This is a genomic window from Roseateles flavus (assembly GCF_039872765.1).
In the GTDB taxonomy this organism is placed as follows: Bacteria; Pseudomonadota; Gammaproteobacteria; order Burkholderiales; family Burkholderiaceae_C; genus Roseateles_B; species Roseateles_B flavus.
This window is the reverse complement of sequence record NZ_JBDPZC010000006.1, coordinates 222,508-240,846: the sequence shown is the minus strand read 5'-3', so window position 1 is coordinate 240,846 and position 18,339 is coordinate 222,508. Positions and strand designations below refer to the sequence as shown.

The 18,339-nt window shown below is 67.5% G+C and carries 22 protein-coding genes and 1 other RNA gene; 8 read left to right on the top strand and 15 right to left on the bottom strand.

All coding sequences use genetic code 11. The annotated features are described in order from the left end of the window. Positions 1 to 40 precede the first annotated feature (40 nt). Entirely contained in the window at positions 41 to 952 is a 912-nt protein-coding gene (gene xerD / locus ABDJ40_RS14405; RefSeq protein WP_347610817.1) for a site-specific tyrosine recombinase XerD, read from the top strand. Between the two features lie 69 nt (positions 953 to 1,021). Here the strand turns inward: xerD and ABDJ40_RS14400 are convergent, their stop codons facing one another. Beyond that, positions 1,022 to 1,510 (bottom strand): Lrp/AsnC family transcriptional regulator, encoded by a 489-nt coding sequence (locus ABDJ40_RS14400; RefSeq protein WP_347610815.1) that lies wholly within the window; start codon positions 1,508 to 1,510, stop codon positions 1,022 to 1,024. 117 nt (positions 1,511 to 1,627) lie between these two features. Here ABDJ40_RS14400 and ABDJ40_RS14395 point away from each other — a divergent pair, with 117 nt between their 5' ends. Beyond that, positions 1,628 to 2,230: a MarC family protein gene (locus ABDJ40_RS14395; protein ID WP_269633061.1), complete on the top strand. Its 603-nt coding sequence runs from the start codon at positions 1,628 to 1,630 to the stop codon at positions 2,228 to 2,230. 52 nt (positions 2,231 to 2,282) lie between these two features. Here the strand turns inward: ABDJ40_RS14395 and ABDJ40_RS14390 are convergent, their stop codons facing one another. The 7 genes from ABDJ40_RS14390 to ABDJ40_RS14360 all read right to left on the bottom strand — a co-directional run bounded on the left by ABDJ40_RS14390 (position 2,283) and on the right by ABDJ40_RS14360 (position 7,759). Next, positions 2,283 to 2,684 (bottom strand): pentapeptide repeat-containing protein, encoded by a 402-nt coding sequence (locus tag ABDJ40_RS14390; RefSeq protein WP_347610812.1) that lies wholly within the window; start codon positions 2,682 to 2,684, stop codon positions 2,283 to 2,285. A gap of 79 nt (positions 2,685 to 2,763) precedes the next feature. After that, positions 2,764 to 4,347, bottom strand: coding sequence for a TRAP transporter large permease (locus ABDJ40_RS14385; protein WP_347611083.1), 1,584 nt, complete (start codon positions 4,345 to 4,347; stop codon positions 2,764 to 2,766). Further along, the gene (locus tag ABDJ40_RS14380) at positions 4,347 to 4,955 is read right to left on the bottom strand and encodes a TRAP transporter small permease subunit (protein WP_347610810.1); all 609 of its coding nucleotides are present in this window, start codon (positions 4,953 to 4,955) and stop codon (positions 4,347 to 4,349) included. Before ABDJ40_RS14380 ends, ABDJ40_RS14385 begins: the two co-directional genes overlap by 1 nt. 157 nt (positions 4,956 to 5,112) lie before the next feature. Beyond that, on the bottom strand, positions 5,113 to 5,454 hold the full coding sequence (locus tag ABDJ40_RS14375) for a protein tyrosine phosphatase family protein (protein WP_347610808.1): 342 nt from the start codon (positions 5,452 to 5,454) through the stop codon (positions 5,113 to 5,115). Positions 5,455 to 5,497: 43 nt separating this feature from the next. Next, positions 5,498 to 5,944 carry a GatB/YqeY domain-containing protein gene (locus ABDJ40_RS14370; protein WP_347610806.1) on the bottom strand — a complete coding sequence of 149 codons (447 nt, stop codon included), beginning with the start codon at positions 5,942 to 5,944 and terminating at the stop codon, positions 5,498 to 5,500. 173 nt (positions 5,945 to 6,117) lie between these two features. Continuing rightward, positions 6,118 to 6,330: a 30S ribosomal protein S21 gene (gene rpsU / locus ABDJ40_RS14365; RefSeq protein WP_012346814.1), complete on the bottom strand. Its 213-nt coding sequence runs from the start codon at positions 6,328 to 6,330 to the stop codon at positions 6,118 to 6,120. 184 nt (positions 6,331 to 6,514) lie between these two features. Beyond that, entirely contained in the window at positions 6,515 to 7,759 is a 1,245-nt protein-coding gene (locus ABDJ40_RS14360; RefSeq protein WP_347610802.1) for a BaiN/RdsA family NAD(P)/FAD-dependent oxidoreductase, read from the bottom strand. Between the two features lie 362 nt (positions 7,760 to 8,121). Between ABDJ40_RS14360 and ABDJ40_RS14355 the strand changes: the two genes are divergently transcribed. Further along, entirely contained in the window at positions 8,122 to 9,156 is a 1,035-nt protein-coding gene (locus ABDJ40_RS14355) for a GGDEF domain-containing protein (RefSeq protein WP_347610800.1), read from the top strand. A gap of 202 nt (positions 9,157 to 9,358) precedes the next feature. Further along, positions 9,359 to 10,309: an IS481 family transposase gene (locus ABDJ40_RS14350; RefSeq protein ID WP_347610798.1), complete on the top strand. Its 951-nt coding sequence runs from the start codon at positions 9,359 to 9,361 to the stop codon at positions 10,307 to 10,309. Here the strand turns inward: ABDJ40_RS14350 and ABDJ40_RS14345 are convergent. From ABDJ40_RS14345 to nth, 5 genes are all read right to left on the bottom strand, one after another. Further along, complete coding sequence (locus ABDJ40_RS14345) at positions 10,306 to 10,764, bottom strand: EVE domain-containing protein (RefSeq protein ID WP_347610796.1); 459 nt, start codon at positions 10,762 to 10,764, stop codon at positions 10,306 to 10,308. The two genes, ABDJ40_RS14350 and ABDJ40_RS14345, sit on opposite strands and share 4 nt — an antisense overlap. Before the next feature lie 116 nt (positions 10,765 to 10,880). Next, positions 10,881 to 11,060: non-coding RNA, 6S RNA (ssrS, locus tag ABDJ40_RS14340), on the bottom strand. A gap of 28 nt (positions 11,061 to 11,088) precedes the next feature. Continuing rightward, positions 11,089 to 11,406 carry a cell division protein ZapA gene (locus ABDJ40_RS14335; RefSeq protein ID WP_269633051.1) on the bottom strand — a complete coding sequence of 106 codons (318 nt, stop codon included), beginning with the start codon at positions 11,404 to 11,406 and terminating at the stop codon, positions 11,089 to 11,091. Beyond that, positions 11,403 to 11,612, bottom strand: a complete 210-nt coding sequence (gene zapB / locus ABDJ40_RS14330; RefSeq protein WP_183104576.1) for a cell division protein ZapB — start codon at positions 11,610 to 11,612, stop codon at positions 11,403 to 11,405. Before zapB ends, ABDJ40_RS14335 begins: the two co-directional genes overlap by 4 nt. 58 nt (positions 11,613 to 11,670) lie before the next feature. After that, positions 11,671 to 12,303 carry an endonuclease III gene (nth, locus tag ABDJ40_RS14325; RefSeq protein WP_347610793.1) on the bottom strand — a complete coding sequence of 211 codons (633 nt, stop codon included), beginning with the start codon at positions 12,301 to 12,303 and terminating at the stop codon, positions 11,671 to 11,673. 106 nt (positions 12,304 to 12,409) lie between these two features. Here nth and ABDJ40_RS14320 point away from each other — a divergent pair, with 106 nt between their 5' ends. The 4 genes from ABDJ40_RS14320 to ABDJ40_RS14305 are packed head-to-tail and all read left to right on the top strand — an operon-like array spanning position 12,410 to position 16,071. Then, positions 12,410 to 13,861 (top strand): ArnT family glycosyltransferase, encoded by a 1,452-nt coding sequence (locus tag ABDJ40_RS14320; RefSeq protein WP_347610791.1) that lies wholly within the window; start codon positions 12,410 to 12,412, stop codon positions 13,859 to 13,861. Then, entirely contained in the window at positions 13,848 to 14,879 is a 1,032-nt protein-coding gene (locus ABDJ40_RS14315; protein WP_347610789.1) for a glycosyltransferase family 2 protein, read from the top strand. Before ABDJ40_RS14320 ends, ABDJ40_RS14315 begins: the two co-directional genes overlap by 14 nt. Next, positions 14,876 to 15,262, top strand: coding sequence for a GtrA family protein (locus ABDJ40_RS14310; protein ID WP_269633047.1), 387 nt, complete (start codon positions 14,876 to 14,878; stop codon positions 15,260 to 15,262). Before ABDJ40_RS14315 ends, ABDJ40_RS14310 begins: the two co-directional genes overlap by 4 nt. Then, complete coding sequence (locus tag ABDJ40_RS14305; protein ID WP_347610786.1) at positions 15,259 to 16,071, top strand: ChbG/HpnK family deacetylase; 813 nt, start codon at positions 15,259 to 15,261, stop codon at positions 16,069 to 16,071. The genes ABDJ40_RS14310 and ABDJ40_RS14305 overlap by 4 nt, the downstream gene beginning before the upstream one ends. 26 nt (positions 16,072 to 16,097) lie before the next feature. On the opposite strand, the gene rsxB is transcribed toward ABDJ40_RS14305, so the two are convergent. Together rsxB and ABDJ40_RS14295 are read right to left on the bottom strand one after the other, a co-directional pair. Next, complete coding sequence (rsxB, locus tag ABDJ40_RS14300) at positions 16,098 to 16,772, bottom strand: electron transport complex subunit RsxB (protein WP_347610784.1); 675 nt, start codon at positions 16,770 to 16,772, stop codon at positions 16,098 to 16,100. Positions 16,773 to 16,791: 19 nt separating this feature from the next. Continuing rightward, on the bottom strand, positions 16,792 to 18,108 hold the full coding sequence (locus ABDJ40_RS14295) for a polyhydroxyalkanoate depolymerase (RefSeq protein ID WP_347610782.1): 1,317 nt from the start codon (positions 18,106 to 18,108) through the stop codon (positions 16,792 to 16,794). Positions 18,109 to 18,339 lie beyond the last annotated feature (231 nt).

Below are 18,339 nucleotides of genomic sequence, written 5' to 3'. Positions count from 1 at the left end.
GCCGCGTGCTCGCAAGACAGCCGTCCTGGCTCCGCCTGGCGTGCCTTCCAGTGCGGCCCGCCGGAGCAGCGCACAGTCCGCCGAGCTCTTCCTGGAGACGCTGTGGCTGGAGGACGGCCTGTCCGCGGCCACCCGCCAGGCCTACGGCCGCGACCTGGCCCTTCTCGCGGACTGGCTGGATGCCGAACTGGGGCGCAGCCTGGACGAGGCCAGCCAGGCCGATCTCCAGGCCTACATCAGCGTCCGCCACGAGGGCAGCAAGCCCAGCAGCGCCAATCGGCGTCTGAGCTGCTTCAAGCGCTACTTCCGCTGGGCCCTTCGCGAAGGGCGGCTGAGGCAAGACCCGACCCTGCAGCTGCTGCCCTCACACCGCCTGCAGCGCAGCATCAAGACGCTCACGCAGGCGCAGGTCGAGTCCCTGCTGAACGCGCCGGACGTGGACCAGCCCCTGGGCCTGCGTGATCGCGCCATGCTGGAGCTGATGTATGCCAGCGGCCTGCGGGTCAGCGAACTGGTGGAGCTGAAGACGCTGCATGTGGGTCTCAAGGAAGCGGCCATGCGGGTGATGGGCAAGGGCAGCAAGGAACGCCTCCTGCCCTTTGGCGAAGTGGCGCGCGACTGGCTGCTGCGCTATCTGCACGAAGCGCGCCCCCAGCTGGCCGCCGGCGCGCAGCCCGAGGCGCTGTTCCTGAACCGCTACGGCGAGGCCCTGAGCCGGCAGATGTTCTGGCGCCTGGTCAAGAAGTACGCGCTGCAGGCCGGGATCCGGCAGAGCATCTCGCCGCACACCCTGCGCCATGCCTTTGCCACCCATTTGCTGAACCATGGTGCCGACCTGCGCGCGGTTCAGTTGCTGCTGGGGCATGCCGACCTGTCGACCACGCAGATCTACACCCACGTGGCGCGCGAGCGCCTCAAGGCCCTGCACGCCCAGCATCATCCGCGTGGCTGAAGGGCTCAGAAGCGCGGACAGGAGAGGGGGCAGGTCTTGCCTGCGGCATGCCGGCTGCCTGAACGCCGCTCAGCGCACCGGCAGGGGGGAGGGGGGCTTGATCTCTTCCAGGCAGATCATGGAGCGGACATCGGCCACGCCGGGCAGCTGCATGAGCTTGTCGGTCAGGAACTGAGAGAGTGACTTGAGGTCGGCTGCCACCACCTTGAGCAGGTAGTCGCAGTCTCCCGAGACGGTGTGGCATTCCAGGATCTCGGGGAAGGCCTTCAGCAGCGTCTCGATGTCCCGGACCCGCACAAAGGCCTGCGCCTCGATATTGAGGCTCACATAGGCGGTCACGCCCAGGCCCAGGGACTGTGGGTCCACCTCGGCCCGGTAGCCGCGCAGCACGCCGCGCTCCTCCAGCGCCCGGACCCGACGGAAGCACTGCGGTGCCGAGAGCTGCACCCGCGCGGCCAGGTCCACATTGGCGATGCGGCCTTCGCGCTGGAGGATTTCGACGATGCGGCTGTCCAGGGTGTCGAGTGGGGCGTGGGGCATGGCGGACGAGAGGGGCATGCAAGGGCGAAGGCGGCGGCTGGCCAGCATGATCGCAGGCCGCTTCGCGTGAGGATGGCACGCGTGCTAATGGTTAACCCGCGGTCCGCTGGCCGAACTCGCCGACAATAGCGCCCCATGGACCACAGCTTTCTCTCCGCCCTGATCCTGCTCCTGCTGGTGCTGGATCCCCTGGGCAGCCTCCCCATCTTCATCCCCATCATGCGTGCCGTGCCCAAGGAGCGTCGCGTCAAGGTGGCCGTGCGCGAGGTCAGCATCGCCTTTCTGGTGCTCTTCGCCTTCATGTTCCTGGGCGACGGCTTCCTTCGCGTCATGCATCTGTCCGAGCGCTCGCTGGAGGTGGCCGGCGGCGTGATCCTGCTGATCATCGCGATGCGCATGATCTTCGGCAGCTCTGGCGAATCGGCCTATGGCGTGGAGCCGGGTCGCGAACCCCTGATCTTCCCGCTGGCCGTGCCCCTGCTGGCCGGCCCGTCCGCGATGGCCACCGTGCTGCTGCTGGCCTCGCGCCAGCCGGACCGCATCATGGAATGGGTGGGCGCCCTGACCGCCGCCATGTTGATCTCCGGCCTGACCCTGGTCCTGGCGGACCGCATCCGCAAGCTGCTGGGCGACTCGGTGGTCTCGGCCATCGAGAAGCTGATGGGCCTGGTGCTGACGGCCATCGCCGTGGAAATGGTGCTGGCCGGCTTGAAGCGCTATTTCATCGGCGGGCTGTGAGGCCGGGCAGGTCAAGCGGCGGCGCCTGGGCGATCGGCAAGCTGCCGGGCCGTCAACGCGGCGCGGCCAGTGCTGCCGCATCCGTGTGCGGCAGACCCTCGCAGCCCAGCTGCTCGCAGGCATGCCAGGCGCAGTCGTCGAACCTGCAGGGCGAGTCCATGCGGTCCTTGATGAAGCGGCAGTTCACGAACCTGCATGTCACGAAGATGCAGGCAGCGAAGGCCGTGCCGCGGAACACGCAGTTGCGGAACTCCACCTCGATGAAGCGGGTGCCATTGAACAGGCCCCAGTACCAGGTGCAGTGGCTCAGGACGCAAGCGTCCAGCAGGCCCTCGAACGCCTGACCTTCCAGCTCCAGATCGGCAAAGGTGCAGTACCGGTAGACGTCGCCCTGCCAGCGTTTCGGCAGCGCCGCCTTGCCAGGGAAGTCCGTGCTTTCGTGAAGGGCGGCCATGGCGGCACTATACAAAGGCGGGCCGTGAAAAAGCCGGCTGACGTTGCCATCAGCCGGCTCCGCCTTGCCAGGGGCAAGACTACTTCTTGCCTTCCTGCTGCAGCGCCCTCAGCACCGCCTCGTTCGGATCCTCAGCCGCCCCGCTGGCCGACGAGGCCGGCGCACTTGCCGCCTCCGGTGCGAAGAGCTTGCTGGCGTCGTCCGAGCTGAGCTCGTCCTTGCCCTTGTCCTGATCCTTGCCGGTGTCCATGCCCTGCAGCAACTGGGTGGCCTGGTCCATGTCGACGGCTTTCTCCTTGTCGAGGAAGGCGGTCACGGTGACGGGGAAGAAGATCACGATGGCCACCAGGATCAGCTGCATGAACACCCAGGGAATGGAGCCCATGTAGATGTCGCTGGACTCCACCTTGCGGGGCAGGGAGCCCTGCTTGAAGAGGGTGTCCGAGATGCCGCGCAGGTAGAACAGCGCGAAGCCGAAGGGCGGGTGCATGAAGCTGGTCTGCATGTTCACGCACAGCATCACGCCGAACCAGACGAGGTCGATGCCCATCTTGTCCGCCACCGGACCCAGCATGGGCAGGATGATGAAGGCGATCTCGAAGAAGTCCAGGAAGAAGGCCAGGAAGAAGATGAAGATGTTGACCACCACCAGGAAGCCGATCTGGCCGCCCGGCAGGTTGGACAGCATGTGCTCAATCCACTGGCCACCTTCCACGCCCTGGAACACCAGGGAGAAGGTGCGCGAGCCGATCAGGATGAAGACCACCATGGCCGTGATGCGCATGGTGCCCATCATGGTGCCCTTGACCAGCGGCCAGTTCAGGCGGCCATGCATGGCGGCCAGCACGAAGGCGCCCACCGCGCCCATGGCGCCGGCTTCGGTCGGGGTGCAGACGGCGGAATCGATGCCCGGCAGGCCGCCCATCGACCCCAGCACGGCGAAGATCAGCACGGCCGAAGGGATGATGCCGCGCAGGCACTTCTTCCACAGGGCCCAGCCCTGCAGGGTGCGCGCCTCCTTGGGCACGCCAGGCACGTGGTGCGGCTTGATGCGCGAGAGGATGAAGGTGTAGAGCGCGAAGATCAGCACCTGCAGGATGGACGGACCCCAGGCGCCCTTGTACATGTCGCCCACGGACTTGCCGAGCTGGTCGGCCAGCACCACCAGCACCAGGGACGGCGGCACCAGCTGGGTGATGGTGCCCGAGGCGGCCAGCACGCCGGTGGCGTAGCGCATGTTGTAGCCGTAGCGCATCATCACCGGCAGCGAGATCATCGCCATCGCGATCACCTGGCCGGCCACGGTGCCGGTGATGGCGCCGAGGATGAAGCCCACGATGATCACCGAGTAGCCCAGGCCGCCGCGGATGGGGCCGAAGAGCTGGCCCATGGAGTCCAGCATGTCCTCGGCCAGGCCGCATTTCTCCAGCAGCGAGCCCATCAGCGTGAAGAAGGGGATGGCCAGCAGCAGGTCGTTGCTGAGGATGCCGAACACGTTCTGCGGCAGTGCCGCCATGAACTCGGGCGGGAACCAGCCCTGGCTGATGGCGAACAGGCCGCAGCCCAGGCCCAGGGCCGCCAGCGAGAAGGCCACGGGGAAGCCGATCAGCATGATGATGATCAGCCCCGCGAACATCAGGGGCGGGAATTGCTCCATGCTGATCATTGCAGGGGCCTCTCGTAGTGCGTGTCCATGTTGTAGCGGTGGCCCAGCCAGCCGATGCGCTTGATGATCTCGGCCACGCCCTGCAGCCAGACCATGGCGAAGCCCAGGGGCAGCATCAGCACGGCGGGCCAGCGGATCAGACCGCCGGCATTGCTGGAGACCTCACCGCTCACCAGCAGCTTGTGTACATAGGCCAGGAAGCCCAGGCTGGCGATGCTGTCGTCCGGCCGCATGCCCGTGGTCAGCTTGCCCATGAACAGTCCCCAGGACAGCCAGGCCATGTAGCCGATCACGGGCAGCAGGAAGACGGTGATGCCGAAGAGATCGACCATCACCTTGCCCTTGCCGGACAGGCGGCTGTAGACCAGGTCCACCCGCACATGCTCGTTGATGCGCAGCACCTGCGCCGCGCCCAGCATCACGCAGACGGCGAACAGGTACCACTGGATCTCGAGGAAGGAGTTCGAGCTGTAGTCGAGGGTGTAGCGGACGACGGCATTGGCCGCGCTGATGAGGCAGGACAGCAGCACGGCCCATTCGGCGAGCACGCCGAACCGGTCGTTGAGTCTGTCGATGGCCTCCGCAAAGGCAATCAAGGCATTCATGGGCAATTCCTGGAGCAAAGGGCAGGGCGGTGGGCCCTGCCAGCTTGCTCCGGACTGTATCGATTGCCCGCTGAACGCTGCCTGAATTCGACGCCGGATGAGGGTAAGCCCCGAGCAGGCGGGGGCGGCGTCCTCGTCGTGGGGCCGCCGGCCGTGTTCAGCCCTGGGTGGCTGCCACGTAGAGCTTGGTGCAGCGTGCGCCCGAGCGGCAGAAAGCCAGCACGGGGCCCGGCAGGGTGACCAGCAGCTCGCGGAAGGCGGCAATCTCCTCTGGCGACTGATAGCCGCCCGCCACCGGCAGATGTGCGTACTGCAGGCCCGCCTCGGCCGCAGCGGCGGCCACGCTGGCGCTGCTGGGCTGCTCGGGGCCGCCCTCGCCGTCGGGGCGGTTGTTGATCACGCTGCGAAAGCCCGCAGCGGCGGCCTCGGCCATGGCCGCAGGCTCCAGCTGAGGGGCGACGGCGAAGTCGGGCGTCAGGCGATTGAGCGGCAGGGGCATGGTGCGAGGCTCCGTGTGGTGCAGGCGGGTGATGCTAGCGGGATCAGGGCGCCAGGGCCTTCTTGACCGCGGCAGACACCAGTCCCATGTCGGCCTTGCCGGCCAGCTGGGTCTTGACGGCGCCCATCACCTTGCCCATGTCGCCCGGGCCCTTGGCGCCCAGCTCGGCCACGATGGCGGCCACGGCGGACTGGATTTCGGCTTCGCTGAGGCGGGCCGGCAGATAGGCTTCCAGGACCACGACTTCCGCGGCTTCCTTGTCAGCCAGGTCCTGGCGCGCGGCGGCGGTGTACTGGGCGATGGCGTCCTTGCGCTGCTTGATGAGCTTGTCCACGATGCCAACCAGCATGACGTCGTCCACCTCCACCCGCTCGTCGACCTCCTTCTGCTTGACGGCGGCCAGCAGCATGCGGATGGTGGAGAGCTTGTCGGCTTCCTTGGCGCGCATGGCGGCCTTCATGTCTTCGGTGATGCGTTCTTTGAGCGTCATGGGGATCAATCGGTAAAAAGAGGCGGACGGTCGGCCTGGTTCAGGACCTGAATCAAGCGCCGAAATGGAAAAAGCCCGCGACAGCGTCCTGCGCGGGCTTTGTTGAAGAGGCAAGCCTCTTCAGCAGCGTGGACGCCTGACGGCGCCAGAAAACGACAAGCTCAGCAAGAAGCTCAGTACAGCTTCTTGGGCAGCTGCATGCTGCGCACGCGCTTGTAATGACGCTTGACGGCGGCAGCCTTCTTGCGCTTGCGCTCGGCGGTGGGCTTTTCGTAGAACTCACGAGCACGCAGCTCGGTGAGCAGGCCCAGCTTTTCGATGGTGCGCTTGAAGCGACGCAGGGCCACGTCGAACGGCTCGTTTTCTTTGACGCGAATGGTGGTCATGAAGCAATGGTTCCTTCAATGTGCGCTCGGTGTTCGCCTGAACTGTTCAAACCAGGATTGGTCCGGCAGTTCTGAAGCGGAAGTATCCGGAGTCCGCTTCCGAATCGACGCGCTGGTTTGCTAGCAAAGACCGGGATTATAGCCACAGATTTGACACTTCGCCAAGATACCGCCGAGGCGGGGTTCAGGCAGTTGCCGCATCAGCGCTCAGCTGCTGCTGGCGGGCCAGGACGCCCTGGGCGCAGGCATGGGCGCTTGCCCAGGCCCACTGGAAGTTGTAGCCGCCCAGCCAGCCGGTGACGTCCACGACCTCGCCGATGAAGTACAGGCCCGGCTGGCGCCGGCTCTCCAGGGTCTGGGAGCTGAGCTCACGCGTGCTGACGCCACCCCGCATCACCTCAGCCTTCTTCCATCCCTCATCGCCGGCGGGCGTGAGTTGCCATTGCTTGAGGCTGCGGGCGAGGGCTTCGAGGTCCTTGTCCTTGCAATCGGCCATGGGGCGGCTTCCGTCCAGTCCCTGCTGGGCCAGCCAGGTCTGGGCCAGGCGGGCGGGCATCCATTCGCCCAGCACGTTGCCCAGCTGCTTGCGGCTGCCCGACTTGGCCTCGCGCAGGGCTGCCGCCAGGTCCAGGGTAGGCAGGAGGTCGATCTCGATGGCCTGGCCTGGCTGCCAGTAGCTGGAGATCTGCAGGATGGCGGGACCGCTGAGGCCGCGGTGGGTGAACAGCAGGTCCTCCAGAAAGCGGGTGCGCTGCTTGCCCTGGCCCGCGCTGACGACGACTTCCAGCGACAGGCCGGCCAGCTCGGCAAAGGGCGCCCAGCTTTGCTCGGAGAAGGTCAGGGGCACGAGCGCCGGGCGCGGTGTGACCAGCTCATGGCCGAACTGCCGGGCCAGGCGCAGGCCGAAGTCGCTGGCACCGATCTTGGGCACGGGCAGGCCGCCACAGGCCACCACGAGGGAGGGGGCGCGCACGGGGCCCTGGCTGGTCTCCAGCTCGAAGCCCTGGTCCAGGGCATGGACGGCCGCCACGGTGCAGGGCTGCCAGCGCTGCACGCCCACGGCGTCGCACTCATCTCTCAGCATCTGGATGATGCGCTCGCTGCCTTCGTCACAGAACAATTGGCCGCGGTGCTTCTCATGGAAGCCGATGCCATGTTTCTGCAGCAAGGCCATGAAATCCTGGGGCGTGTAACGTGCCAGGGCAGAGCGGCAGAAGTGCGGATTCTCGGAGAGGTAATTGCCGGGGCCGGCTTCGCGGTTGGTGAAGTTGCAGCGTCCGCCGCCGGAAATGCGGATCTTTTCCGCCAGCCGGGGCGAATGGTCGATCAGCAGGGCTCGCAATCCCAGCTGGCCGGCCTGGGCAGCACAGAAGAGGCCGGCAGCTCCGGCGCCGATGATGAGAAGGTCGAAGTCAGGGGGGGCAGACATGAAGGCTGAAGCGGCGCGGGAAAGGGCACTGAGCAGGGATCGAATCCGCAGGCAAGCCAAGGGGCAAGGCAGGGCGGAAATCAGGTATTTTCGCTGCATGGGCGCGATAACCTGCCAAAGGATGTGGCGCGCGCCATCCGCACAATGAACCTGGGGGCTTCCCGGACGAGAAGGATGACCCAAATAGGGGGCAGGCGTGACCGCCAAGCGCTCCGGATTTGGCTACCATGCGCGGAGCATTCAAAGGCCGCCAGCGAACATCCATGCAAAGGATGGACTGGTCGCCCGGTGCGCGTCTGCGAGGGCGCGCTCACGGGCCGGCGCGAGGGAGCATTGGAAAGAAGCAAGAAGGCTTTCAAGGCATGGACATTCAATCGGCGATCGCACAGGGCATGGCAGGCCGCCCGGGCAGCTTGCAGGACTGGCTGCAGTCGCAGGGCCTGTCCGACAGCGGTGCAGCCGGAGCCCTGTTGAGCCTGGCCGAGCCGCTGGGTGCCTTTCTGGCGGTCAAGTCCCTGGCCACCGGCCGCTATGTGTATGCCAGCGCGGGCCTGGACCGGCTCTTCGAGCGGACGGAATCCTCCCTGGTCGGCAGCAGCGACGTAGACCTCATGCGGGGCGATGAAGTCCAGGCCATGCGTCGCGTCGAGCAGGCCGTCATGGCACAGCGCAATGTGGTGGTCAGCGAACACCGCCTGGAGCTGGGGGGGCGCCGCCGCGATTTCATGGTCACCCGAGTGCCCCTGGGCGCCGATCACATCCTGTCGATGTGGTCCGAACGCACCGAGGAGAAGCACCGCGAGTCGCACCTGCAGCGGGCGCTGCAGCAGATCGAGCAGCAGCAGAAGTCCATGGAACTGCTGCGTCGCGAGTCCGAGAAGGGCAGCGGTCGGGACGACACCTCCGGCCTCTACCTCCGCGCCCAGTTCGACGACCAGCTGCTCCGCGAGATCGATCTCTCCACCCGAGAACACCGCGAATTCGCCCTCGTGCTGATCTCCCTGGATCCCTTGCCGGCCGAGGTCCAACACCTGCGGGCCGAAGCCCAGCTGCGCATGCTGGAAGGGCTGGGCCGCATGCTGCGTGCCAACACACGTGCCATGGACGCGGCCTGCCGCGTGGGCGAGCAGCTGTTTGCGGTGCTGCTGTCCGGCGTGGGCCTGGCCACCGCCCATGCGCGCATGGAGCAGCTGCGCAGGCAGTGCGTGACCCAGATCATCGTGGTGCAGGGCCTGGACCTGCATCTCTCGCTGTCCATGGGCGTGGCCAGCTTCCCGCACACCGCCTCGCGCCAGGAGGAACTGCTGGAAGCCGCTCAGTCGGCCATCCAGGAGGCGCAACGTCGCGGGGGCAACCAGGTCGTGCTGGCGCCCATTCCCTTCGGCAGCCAGCCCTGAGCAGACCGCCGGGAGCGAGCCCTCTGCGCCCCTGAGGGCACGATGGCTGGTGTAGGAGAGCGTCTGCTTGCCGGGGCCCGTGGCCGGTCTATTCGCCGGTCTAGTTGTGAAGCTTCAATAGGTTGTATCCGGTGTTCATCCGGATTGGGTTTGAGAGACTGGAAGTCGCCAAACACCCAATCCACTCCAGAGCCAACACCGGATGAACAGCCATAAGCATGCCCGACTTACGTACGCCCGCCGCATCGAGATGGTCAAACAGATGACCGCAGGCGTTCTCAGTGCCCCTGAAGCTGCCGCTGCCCAAGGCGTGACGGCGCCCACCGCCAGGAAGTGGCTGGGGCGCTATCTGGCCGGCGGTGAGGCAGCGCTGGGCGATGCCTCGTCGCGTCCGGCGCACTCGCCGCGCAGCATCGATCCGGCCAAGGCACTGCTCATCGTTGAACTGCGACGCAGGCGCATGCTGCAGTCCAACATCGCACGCAGCGTGGGCGTGTCGGCCTCGACAGTCAGCCGCGTGCTGGCACGAGCCGGGCTGTCCAAGCTCAGCGACCTGGAGCCCGCACAGCCTGTCGTGCGCTACGAGCGCGAGGCGCCAGGCGAGCTGCTGCACATGGATACCAAGAAGCTCGGCCGCATCGTGCGTCCGAGCCACCGTGTCACAGGCAATCGGCGCGACTCGGTGGATGGCGCGGGCTGGGAGACGCTGTTCGTCGCCATCGACGATCACGCCCGGCTGGCCTTCACGGCCATGCATCCGGACGAGAAGAAGGTGCAGGCGGTGCTGTTCCTGAGAACCGCCGTGGCCTACTACGCCAGGATGGGGGTCTGCGTGCAACGGCTGCTCACCGACAACGGCTCGGCCTTCCGCTCACGCGAGTTCCGCCAGGCCTGCCTGGAGCTCGGCATCAAGCACTCGTTCACCAAGCCTTACCGGCCCCAGACCAATGGCAAGGCCGAGCGCTTCATCCAGTCGGCTCTGCGCGAATGGGCCTATGGCTGGACGTATCAGAACTCGGCCCAGCGCACTGAGGCCTTGGCCCAGTGGCAGCATCACTACAACTGCCATCGTCCGCATAGCGGCATCGGCGGTCTGCCGCCCATCTCCAGGCTCAGTTCGTCAGGAAACAACCTCTTGACGCTTCACATCTAGTCCAGCAGGTCCATCACGGCCTCCCATTCCTCGGGGCTCACCGGCGTGATGGACAACCGGTTGCCGGCCTGCAGCACCCGCATGCTGGCCAGGCTGGCATGCTGGCGCATCTCCGTCAGGCCCAGCAGCCGGGTCTTGCGCACGAAGCCCACGTCGACATGCAGCCAGCGCGGCGCCTCCGGCTTGGACTTGGGGTCGAAATAGGGGCTGTCGGGGTCGAACTGGCTGGCGTCCGTGTAGGCCGGGCTGCTCACCTTGCCGATGCCGGCGATGCCGGGTTGCGGGCAGGAGGAGTGATAGAACAGCACGCCGTCTCCCAGCCGCATGGCATCGCGCATGAAGTTGCGGGCCTGGTAGTTGCGCACGCCGATCCAGGGCACGGTCTGGCCCGGCGCGGCGGCCAGGTCGTCGATGGAGCACTCGTCCGGCTCCGACTTCATCAGCCAGTAATTCATGGGCAGGGGCTCAGCGCAAGAGGCGCCTGGGGCCCGTGCCAGCCGAGGCGCGGGCCGGTCGCGGGCCGGGCAGATGCTACTGCGACCCCGGGCAGGGGCGCAGCAGGCGGGAAGAAGGTGTCCGCCGCGAGCCGTGAGCCGCATTCCTGAACCCAGGGGATTCAGGTGGGCGAGGTCAGCAAGGCTTCGGGTTCATCTGACGCGAGACGATCACACCAGCCAGGCGATGTTCCAAGCCCATGCTCAAAGAGCATCGGTTCAAGGAAATATAAGACTCACGCGAACGCAACGGACGAGCCCATTCTAGGGCCTCGCCGGCCTTGTTCAGAGCAGTTGCCCATCCTGGGCAAGGGCTTCGTCGAGACGTTTGATGAGCCCGTCGAGATCAGGTAGGGCGCCTTCCGGACTGGCCGGGGCCGACGACGCGCCGGCACGGGCCGAGGGCTGCTCGGCGAGCTGGTAGGCCAGGTTCAGCGCGGCGAGCACGGCGATGCGCTCGCGCGCCTTGATCCGGCCGGCGTCACGGATACCGCACATCTCGCGGTCGACCTGCGCCACCGCCTTGCTCAGCGCGGCCTCGCCGCCTTCCGGGCACCCCAGCAGATAGCTCTGGCCCATGATGGTCACTTCCATCTGCTTCATGGCGCGTTCTTCTCCGATTCCAGCGGCAGGCGATCCAGCAGGGCGTCGATGCGGGCCCTGGCGGCGTTGAGGCGGGAGCGCATGCCGTCGCGCTCCTGGGTCAGGGCGCGGACCTGCTCCTCGAGCAGGGCGTTGGTGCGGGTCAGCTCGTCGTGACGCAGGAGGAGCCTCTCCACCCGGTCGACTAGGTCGGTGATGCTTGGCATGGCTGGCTGTGACGAATCTCGCCTACTGGTGATGCGGCATTGTAGGGGCGGGCGGTGGTCAGGGCAGGCTGCGGCCCAGGTCGCAATCCACGCGCACGCTGCAGCGCTCACACATCGGGCGCCGCGCCTGGCAGACGTAGCGGCCGTGCAGGATCAGCCAGTGGTGGGCGTCGACCATGAACTCCGCCGGCACCCGTCTCAGCAGGCCCTGCTCGACCGCCAGCGGCGTCTTGCCCGGTGCCAGGCCGGTGCGGTTGCTGACGCGGAAGATATGCGTGTCCACCGCCATCGTCGGCTCGCCGAAGGCCACGTTGAGCACCACATTGGCCGTCTTGCGGCCCACGCCCGGCAGGGCCTCCAGGGCCTCCCGGCTGCGCGGCACCTGGCCGCCGTGCTGCTCTACGAGGATGCGGCAGGTGCTCAGGAGGTTCCGCGCCTTGTTGCGGTACAGGCCGATGGTCTTGATGGCATCGGCCAGGCCTTCCTCGCCCAGGGCCAGGATCTTGGCGGGCGTATTGGCCCGGGCGAACAGCTTGCGGGTGGCCTTGTTGACACCCACGTCGGTGGCCTGGGCCGACAGCAGCACGGCTGCCAGGCACTCGAAGACGCTGCTGTACTCCAGCTCGGTCTGGGGCGAAGGGTTGGCCGTGCGCAGGGTCTGGAAGAAGTGCAGGACTTGGGCGTCATTCATGGCGTGATTGTGGTTCAAACGGGGGCCCGAACCCGGCCGGCTCGGCGAGAATGCGCCACGCCTTCGCCACACGCCGCCCCGTGACGCCACGCCACTCCACCGCTGCATGAGTTCCGCCTCGATCAACGCTTCACAGACCCCCTCCGCCAGCCCGCTGCGAAGCGCCCCCAGCGCACGCCCCTGGCTCTACCTGCTTCTGGCAGCCGTGCTGCTGCGCCTGCTGAGCCTGCCCCTGATGGCCCTCACCGACCATACCGAGGCTCGCTATGCCGAGATCGCAAGGCTCATGGTGCAACTGGGCGACTGGGTCAGCCCGCATGTGACGCCCACCGAAGTCTTCTGGGCCAAGCCGCCGCTGTCCACCTGGAGCCAGGCCCTGCTGATGGAGCTCTTCGGCGTCAATGAGTGGTCGGGCCGGCTGGCGGCGCTGGGCTGGGCGCTGCTGGGCCTCTGGAGCCTGGACTGGATGCTGCGACCCAGTCTGGCGCCGGTGCAGCGGGCGGCCGCCCTGGCAGCGCTGATGCTGTGCCCCATGTATTTCATCTGCGCCGGCGCCGTGATGACGGATGCCACGCTGATGGCCACCGTGCTGCTGGTGCAGGCCGCCTGGTGGCGCTCGCTCACGGCACCAGACGCCGCCTCCGTCCGCCGTGCCGGCCGCGTGCTGGCCCTCGGCCTGGGCCTGGCCCTGCTGACCAAGGGCCCGGCCGCGGGTGTGCTGGCCCTGCTGCCGCCCGTGCTCCATGCACTGTGGCGTCGGCACTGGGGCGCGGTCAGCCGCATCGTCAGGGACCCTTTGGCCTGGCTGATCTGGCTGGGCCTGGCCGTGCCCTGGTATGTCTGGGCCGAGCAGCGGACGCCCGGCTTCCTGCAGTACTTCCTGCTGGGCGAGCACGTGATGCGATTCCTGCAGCCCGGCTGGAAGGGAGACCGCTACGGCTTCGCCCATGCCCAGCCCATCGGCATGATCTGGCTGTTCGTGCTGATCTCGGCCCTGCCCTGGGTGCTGCACGGCCTGGCCGCCTGGCTGGGCGGCCGTCGGGCGCGGACGACGCCCGCGCCCGAACGCCTCGGCCGCGAGTTGTGGGCCTACGCGCTGTGCATCACGGCGGCACCGCTGCTGCTGTTCAGCGCGGCCCGCAACATCATCCCCACCTATGCGGTCACGGCCTTGCCCGGCGTGGTGCTGCTGTGGCTCGCCCAGTTCGATGCCGCGAAGCTCGGCACGGCGCGCCACTGGGGCACGGGCGTCGTGGTCCTGCTCCTGACGGCCATGGGCTTTCTGTGGCTCGGCCCCAAGGAGTCGCTGCGCGCTTCGGACCGTGAGCTGATCCATGCCTACGAGAAGGCCTGCGGCGCGCAGGCCTGGACGGCCGCCTGCGGGCTCCAGTACGCCAGCAAGCCGGACCACTCGGCCTTCTTCTACAGTGCGGGCCGTCTCTACGCGCCGCCGCCGCGTGCGGTCGTGCGCTACCAGGTCCTGGACCGGGACACCCAGCGCCCGCATGGCGAAGCGCTGGCCTGCAACAAGCATCTGTGCCTTTATGTCGCTCCCTGAGAACTCCACCCAGCCTCATTCCCTCACGCAGCTGCCGGCCCGCGGCCGGCCGCGGCTGCTGTCGGTGGTGATGCCGGCTTTCAACGAGGCGCGCAATCTGTCGTGGCTGTTGCCCAAGCTGGTCGAAGAGCTGGCGCCCCATGCCGATGCGCTGGAGCTGATGGTCATCGATGACGGCAGTCGCGACGACACAGTGATGGTCGTGCAGGGCCTGATCCGCCAGGGCCTGCCGGTGCGTCTGCTGCGCCTGTCCCGGAATTTCGGCAAGGAGGCGGCGCTGACGGCCGGCCTGGATGCCGTCGAGGGCGAGGTGGTGATCAGCATGGATTCAGACGGCCAGCACCCCATCAGCTGTGCACTCCAGATGCTGGACCGCTGGCGCGAAGGCTATGACGTGGTCTATGGCGTGCAACGGGGACGGCGCGAGTCGCAGTCGCCCGCACGGCGCCTCTACACCCGCACCTTCTACTGGCTGATGCAGAAGGGCTCGCGCTTCGAGCTGCCCGCCGACGCCGGCGACTTCCGCCTGCTGGATCGTGCCGTCGTGCTGGCCCTGCGGCAGTTGCCCGAGCGGGCGCGCTACATGAAGGGCCTGTTTGCCTGGGTGGGCTTCCCCGCGACGGGCATCGAGTTCGTGCCCGACGCCCGCGCCCATGGCGAGACCAGCTTCAACTTCATGCGCCTGCTCCAGCTGGCGGTGACGGGCATCACGGCATTTTCCAAGGTGCCGCTGCGGGTGGTGTCCGCCCTGGGCATCATGGTGTCCCTGATCTCGGTGGTGTTCGGCTTCTGGATCGTGTTCGAGAAGGTCTTCCTCGGCAACGAGATCTCCGGCTTCGCCACGCTGGCAGCTTCCATCACCTTTCTGGCCGGCGTGCAGCTGCTGTGCCTGGGCATCATCGCGGAGTATCTGGGCCGGGTCTTCGACGAGGTCAAGCGCCGCCCGCTGTATGTGACGCAAGACCTGACCCCCTCGCTGAAGCGGGCGTCGGATGCCGGTACGGAGCCCCGCGCGTGAAGTCCCTGCTGTGGTTCGGCGCCGTGGGCGCCAGTGCGGCGGCCGTGCATTTCTGCGTGGTCTGGCTGCTGGTCGGGGCTTGGCAGTGGCCGGCGCTGGGGGCCAATGTGCTGGGCTTCCTGCTGGCCTTCGGCGTCAGCTTCGTTGGTCACCACCGCCTGACCTTTGCCGCACAGCAGGCCAGGGGGCGCGACGCGCTGCCGCGCTTCTTCGGCGTGGCGCTGCTGGGCTTTGCCTGCAATGAGCTGCTCTATGCCCTGCTGCTGCAGGCGGGCGTGGAGTACCGGCTGGCACTGTTCATCGTGCTGCTGGCCGTGGCGGCCATGACCTGGTGGCTGGGCCGGCATTGGGCCTTCAGGCAACGTGACGGAGCGTCGTCGTGAGCCTGCGCCGCATTCAGATCTGCGCGGATGACTATGGCTTTGACCGGGCCATCAGCCAGGGCATCCTGGACACCATCGACGCGGGCGTGGTCAGTGCCACCAGCTGCATGGTGCTTTCGCCGGCCTGGCCGCATTGGGCCCCGGCGCTGAAAGAGCGAGAGGGTCTGGCCGACCTGGGCCTGCACCTGGATCTCAACGAGTTCGCCCACTACGCGGCGCGCAGCCTCAATGGCTGGATCGTCGCCGCCTACCGAGGCGCCGTGCCCGTCTCCCTGGCGCGGCCGTGGATCGAGGCGCAGCTGGACGCCTTCGAGAAGCGCCTGGGCCGGGCGCCGGACTATGTCGACGGGCACCAGCACCTGCACCAGCTGCCCGGCATCCGGGACGCGCTGCTGCAGGTCCTGTGCGCGCGCTACGGTCATGCCTGCGCACTGCGCATCACGCGCTCTCGGCAGTGGCGGGGGGCCAAGGCGGCCATCATTGGTGCGCTGGGCGCCCGTGCGCTGGCAGCCGGCGCCCGGGCCGAAGGGTTGCGGGTCAACCGGGATTTCGCTGGCGTCTACGAATTCCAGCCCGCGGCCGATTTCGCGGCCCTGCTGAAGTGGTGGCTGGACTTCCTGCCGGACGGCGGCTTGATGATGTGCCATCCCGGCCGTGCGGGGGCGACGGAAACGCGGGCGGATGGCATCCGCGGCGCCCGGGTGAAGGAGCATGCTGTGCTCGCAGGCGGCCAGGGCAGGGCGCTGCTGCAGGCCCTGGGCATCCAGCCGGGGCGCTGCCGGGACTGGGACGTCGCCCGCGCGGATTGACGGCCTCAGCGTGCCGCGCGAGGCGTTCAGTCGCCGCGCTTGGCCCGGGCTCGCGCCAGTGCGGCCTCGATCACCGAGCGCTTGCGCTGCAGTTCCGCGTCGTCGGCCGGTTTGGTGAGCTCGGCCAGGTGGGCCAGCTTGTGCTGGGCCTTCTCCGCCAGGCGCTGAGCGTTCTCGTCCGCCTCACGCTGCTCGCGGAACTGCTTGAAGCGGTAGCGCTCGCGCGCCTCCCGGGCCTGCGTCTCACTCCAGGCCGCCCAGCCGCTGAGGCCGGGCGTCACCTCGACCAGCGAGATGCAGTCCACCGGGCAGGCCGGCACGCACAGCTCGCAACCCGTGCATTGCTCGGCCACGATGGTGTGCATCAGCTTGGGCGCGCCGGCGATGCAGTCGGCCGGGCAGGCCTTGATGCACAGGGTGCAGCCGATGCACCAGGCTTCGTCGATCACGGCCAGCTTGCGCGGCCCTTCCACACCATGCTCAGCACTCAGGGGCAGGGCGGGACGGCCGGTGATGCGGGCCAGGCGGGCGATGCCCTCGGCGCCGCCGGGCGGGCATTGGTTGATGCCGGCCTCGCCGGCGGCGATGGCCTCGGCATAGGCGCGGCAGTCCGGGTAGCCGCAGCGCGTGCATTGCGTCTGGGGCAGGGCTTGGTCGAGTTGCTCGATCAGTGCGGCGGTCGTGGCAGGTGCGGCGGTCAAGGTCGGAAGTGAGGCGGCGTCAGGTCGTGGCCTTGCTGCGCGAACGGGCGGCGGGGCGCTTGCTGCTCGTCGCGGCGGAGGCCGTCAGCGGGGCTGCATCGTACTTCGCAATGAAGCTGCGCACTTCCGGATAGACCATCTCACGCCAGCGGCGGCCCGAGAAGATGCCGTAGTGGCCGGCGCCGATGGCATCGTAGTGGTACTGGTGGCTGGCGGGAATGCCGCTGCACAGCTCGTGGGCCGCGCGGGTCTGGCCGGCGCCGGAGATGTCGTCCAGCTCGCCTTCCACGGTCAGCAGCGCGGTGCCGCTGATGTCCTGCGGGCGCACCAGATCATCGCCGACCTTCCAGGTGCCATTGACCAGTGCGAAATCCTGGAACACGGTCTTGATGGTGTCCAGGTAGTACTCGGCGGGCATGTCCAGCACGGCGTTGTACTCGTCGTAGAACTTGCGATGGGCCTCGGCGCTGTCGTCGTCGCCGCGCACCAGGTCCAGGAAGTAGTCGTAGTGCGAGCTCAGGTGGCGGTCCGGGTTCATGGCCACGAAGCCGGTGTGCTGCAGGAAGCCCGGATAGACCGCGCGGCCGGCGCCGGGGAAGTTGGGCGGCACGCGGTAGATGACGTTGTTCTCGAACCAGCTGTGGCTCTTGTTCATGGCCAGGTTGTTGACGGCGGTCGGGCTCTTGCGAGCGTCGATGGGGCCTCCCATCATGGTCATGGAACGGGGCGTGGGTTCCCCGCGCGAGGCCATCAGCGAGATGGCGGCCAGCACGGGCACGGTGGGCTGGCAGACCGAGATCACATGGGCCTGGTCGGCGCCCACGTGGCGGATGAATTCCTGCACGTAGTTCACGTAGTCGTCCAGGTGGAAGGGGCCTTCCTCCAGCGAGACCATGCGGGCGTCGGTCCAGTCGGTGATGTAGACCTTGTGGTCGCGCAGCAGGGACTTCACCGTGTCACGCAGCAGGGTGCTGTGGTGGCCGGACAGGGGAGCGACCACTAGCACCGTCGGCTGGGTCTTCATCTTGGCCAGGACGGTCAGGTCGTCGGTGTAGCGCTTGAAGCGCAGCAGGCGGCAGAAGGGCTTCTCCAGCGGGACCAGCTCCTGCACGGCGACCTCGACGCCGTCGACGTCCACGCCGCGGATGTCGAACTCGGGCTTCTCATAGTCCTTGGCCAGGCGGTGCATCAGGTCCAGGCCGGCCGAGAAGCGGGCGGCCATGGGCGAATGTGCGAAGGGCGACAGCGGATGGCTGTAGAGCTTGGCGGCGGCGCTGGCGAACTCCGAGAACGGGCTCATCAGGGCGCGTTGGGTTTCGTAAAGCTGGTACAGCATGTGGGACCCCTTCCATGGCTGGCCGGCACCGCAGGATGCGTGGGCTCGGCGTGGTAGCTTGGATGCCTGTGAAGCATCTTGCCTTGTTTTGTGCGTTGCAGCATTGTAGGGACGCAATGCTGACGGGCAGCTTGGTGAAATACCCCGCACAAACCCGGACTTTGGGCCATGACGGCCGTCACAGGGTCGACAAAAAGGCGCCGCCGGTGACCCGGACGGCGCCTTGGCGCA

Bases quoted from the DNA above. Each gene is read 5' to 3' on its own strand.
- ABDJ40_RS14380 (WP_347610810.1), bottom strand. From the start codon at position 4,955: ATGAATGCCTTGATTGCCTTTGCGGAGGCCATCGACAGACTCAACGAC.
- nth (WP_347610793.1), bottom strand. From the start codon at position 12,303: ATGAATGACGCCCAAGTCCTGCACTTCTTCCAGACCCTGCGCACGGCC.
- ABDJ40_RS14345 (WP_347610796.1), bottom strand. From the start codon at position 10,764: ATGAATTACTGGCTGATGAAGTCGGAGCCGGACGAGTGCTCCATCGAC.
- ABDJ40_RS14355 (WP_347610800.1), top strand. From the start codon at position 8,122: ATGGACATTCAATCGGCGATCGCACAGGGCATGGCAGGCCGCCCGGGC.
- ABDJ40_RS14350 (WP_347610798.1), top strand. From the start codon at position 9,359: ATGAACAGCCATAAGCATGCCCGACTTACGTACGCCCGCCGCATCGAG.
- rpsU (WP_012346814.1), bottom strand. From the start codon at position 6,330: ATGACCACCATTCGCGTCAAAGAAAACGAGCCGTTCGACGTGGCCCTG.
- ABDJ40_RS14295 (WP_347610782.1), bottom strand. From the start codon at position 18,108: ATGCTGTACCAGCTTTACGAAACCCAACGCGCCCTGATGAGCCCGTTC.
- ABDJ40_RS14400 (WP_347610815.1), bottom strand. From the start codon at position 1,510: ATGCCCCTCTCGTCCGCCATGCCCCACGCCCCACTCGACACCCTGGAC.
- zapB (WP_183104576.1), bottom strand. From the start codon at position 11,612: ATGCCAAGCATCACCGACCTAGTCGACCGGGTGGAGAGGCTCCTCCTG.
- ABDJ40_RS14315 (WP_347610789.1), top strand. From the start codon at position 13,848: ATGTCGCTCCCTGAGAACTCCACCCAGCCTCATTCCCTCACGCAGCTG.
- ABDJ40_RS14375 (WP_347610808.1), bottom strand. From the start codon at position 5,454: ATGCCCCTGCCGCTCAATCGCCTGACGCCCGACTTCGCCGTCGCCCCT.
- ABDJ40_RS14335 (WP_269633051.1), bottom strand. From the start codon at position 11,406: ATGAAGCAGATGGAAGTGACCATCATGGGCCAGAGCTATCTGCTGGGG.
- ABDJ40_RS14360 (WP_347610802.1), bottom strand. From the start codon at position 7,759: ATGTCTGCCCCCCCTGACTTCGACCTTCTCATCATCGGCGCCGGAGCT.
- ABDJ40_RS14370 (WP_347610806.1), bottom strand. From the start codon at position 5,944: ATGACGCTCAAAGAACGCATCACCGAAGACATGAAGGCCGCCATGCGC.
- ABDJ40_RS14395 (WP_269633061.1), top strand. From the start codon at position 1,628: ATGGACCACAGCTTTCTCTCCGCCCTGATCCTGCTCCTGCTGGTGCTG.
- ABDJ40_RS14320 (WP_347610791.1), top strand. From the start codon at position 12,410: ATGAGTTCCGCCTCGATCAACGCTTCACAGACCCCCTCCGCCAGCCCG.
- ABDJ40_RS14390 (WP_347610812.1), bottom strand. From the start codon at position 2,684: ATGGCCGCCCTTCACGAAAGCACGGACTTCCCTGGCAAGGCGGCGCTG.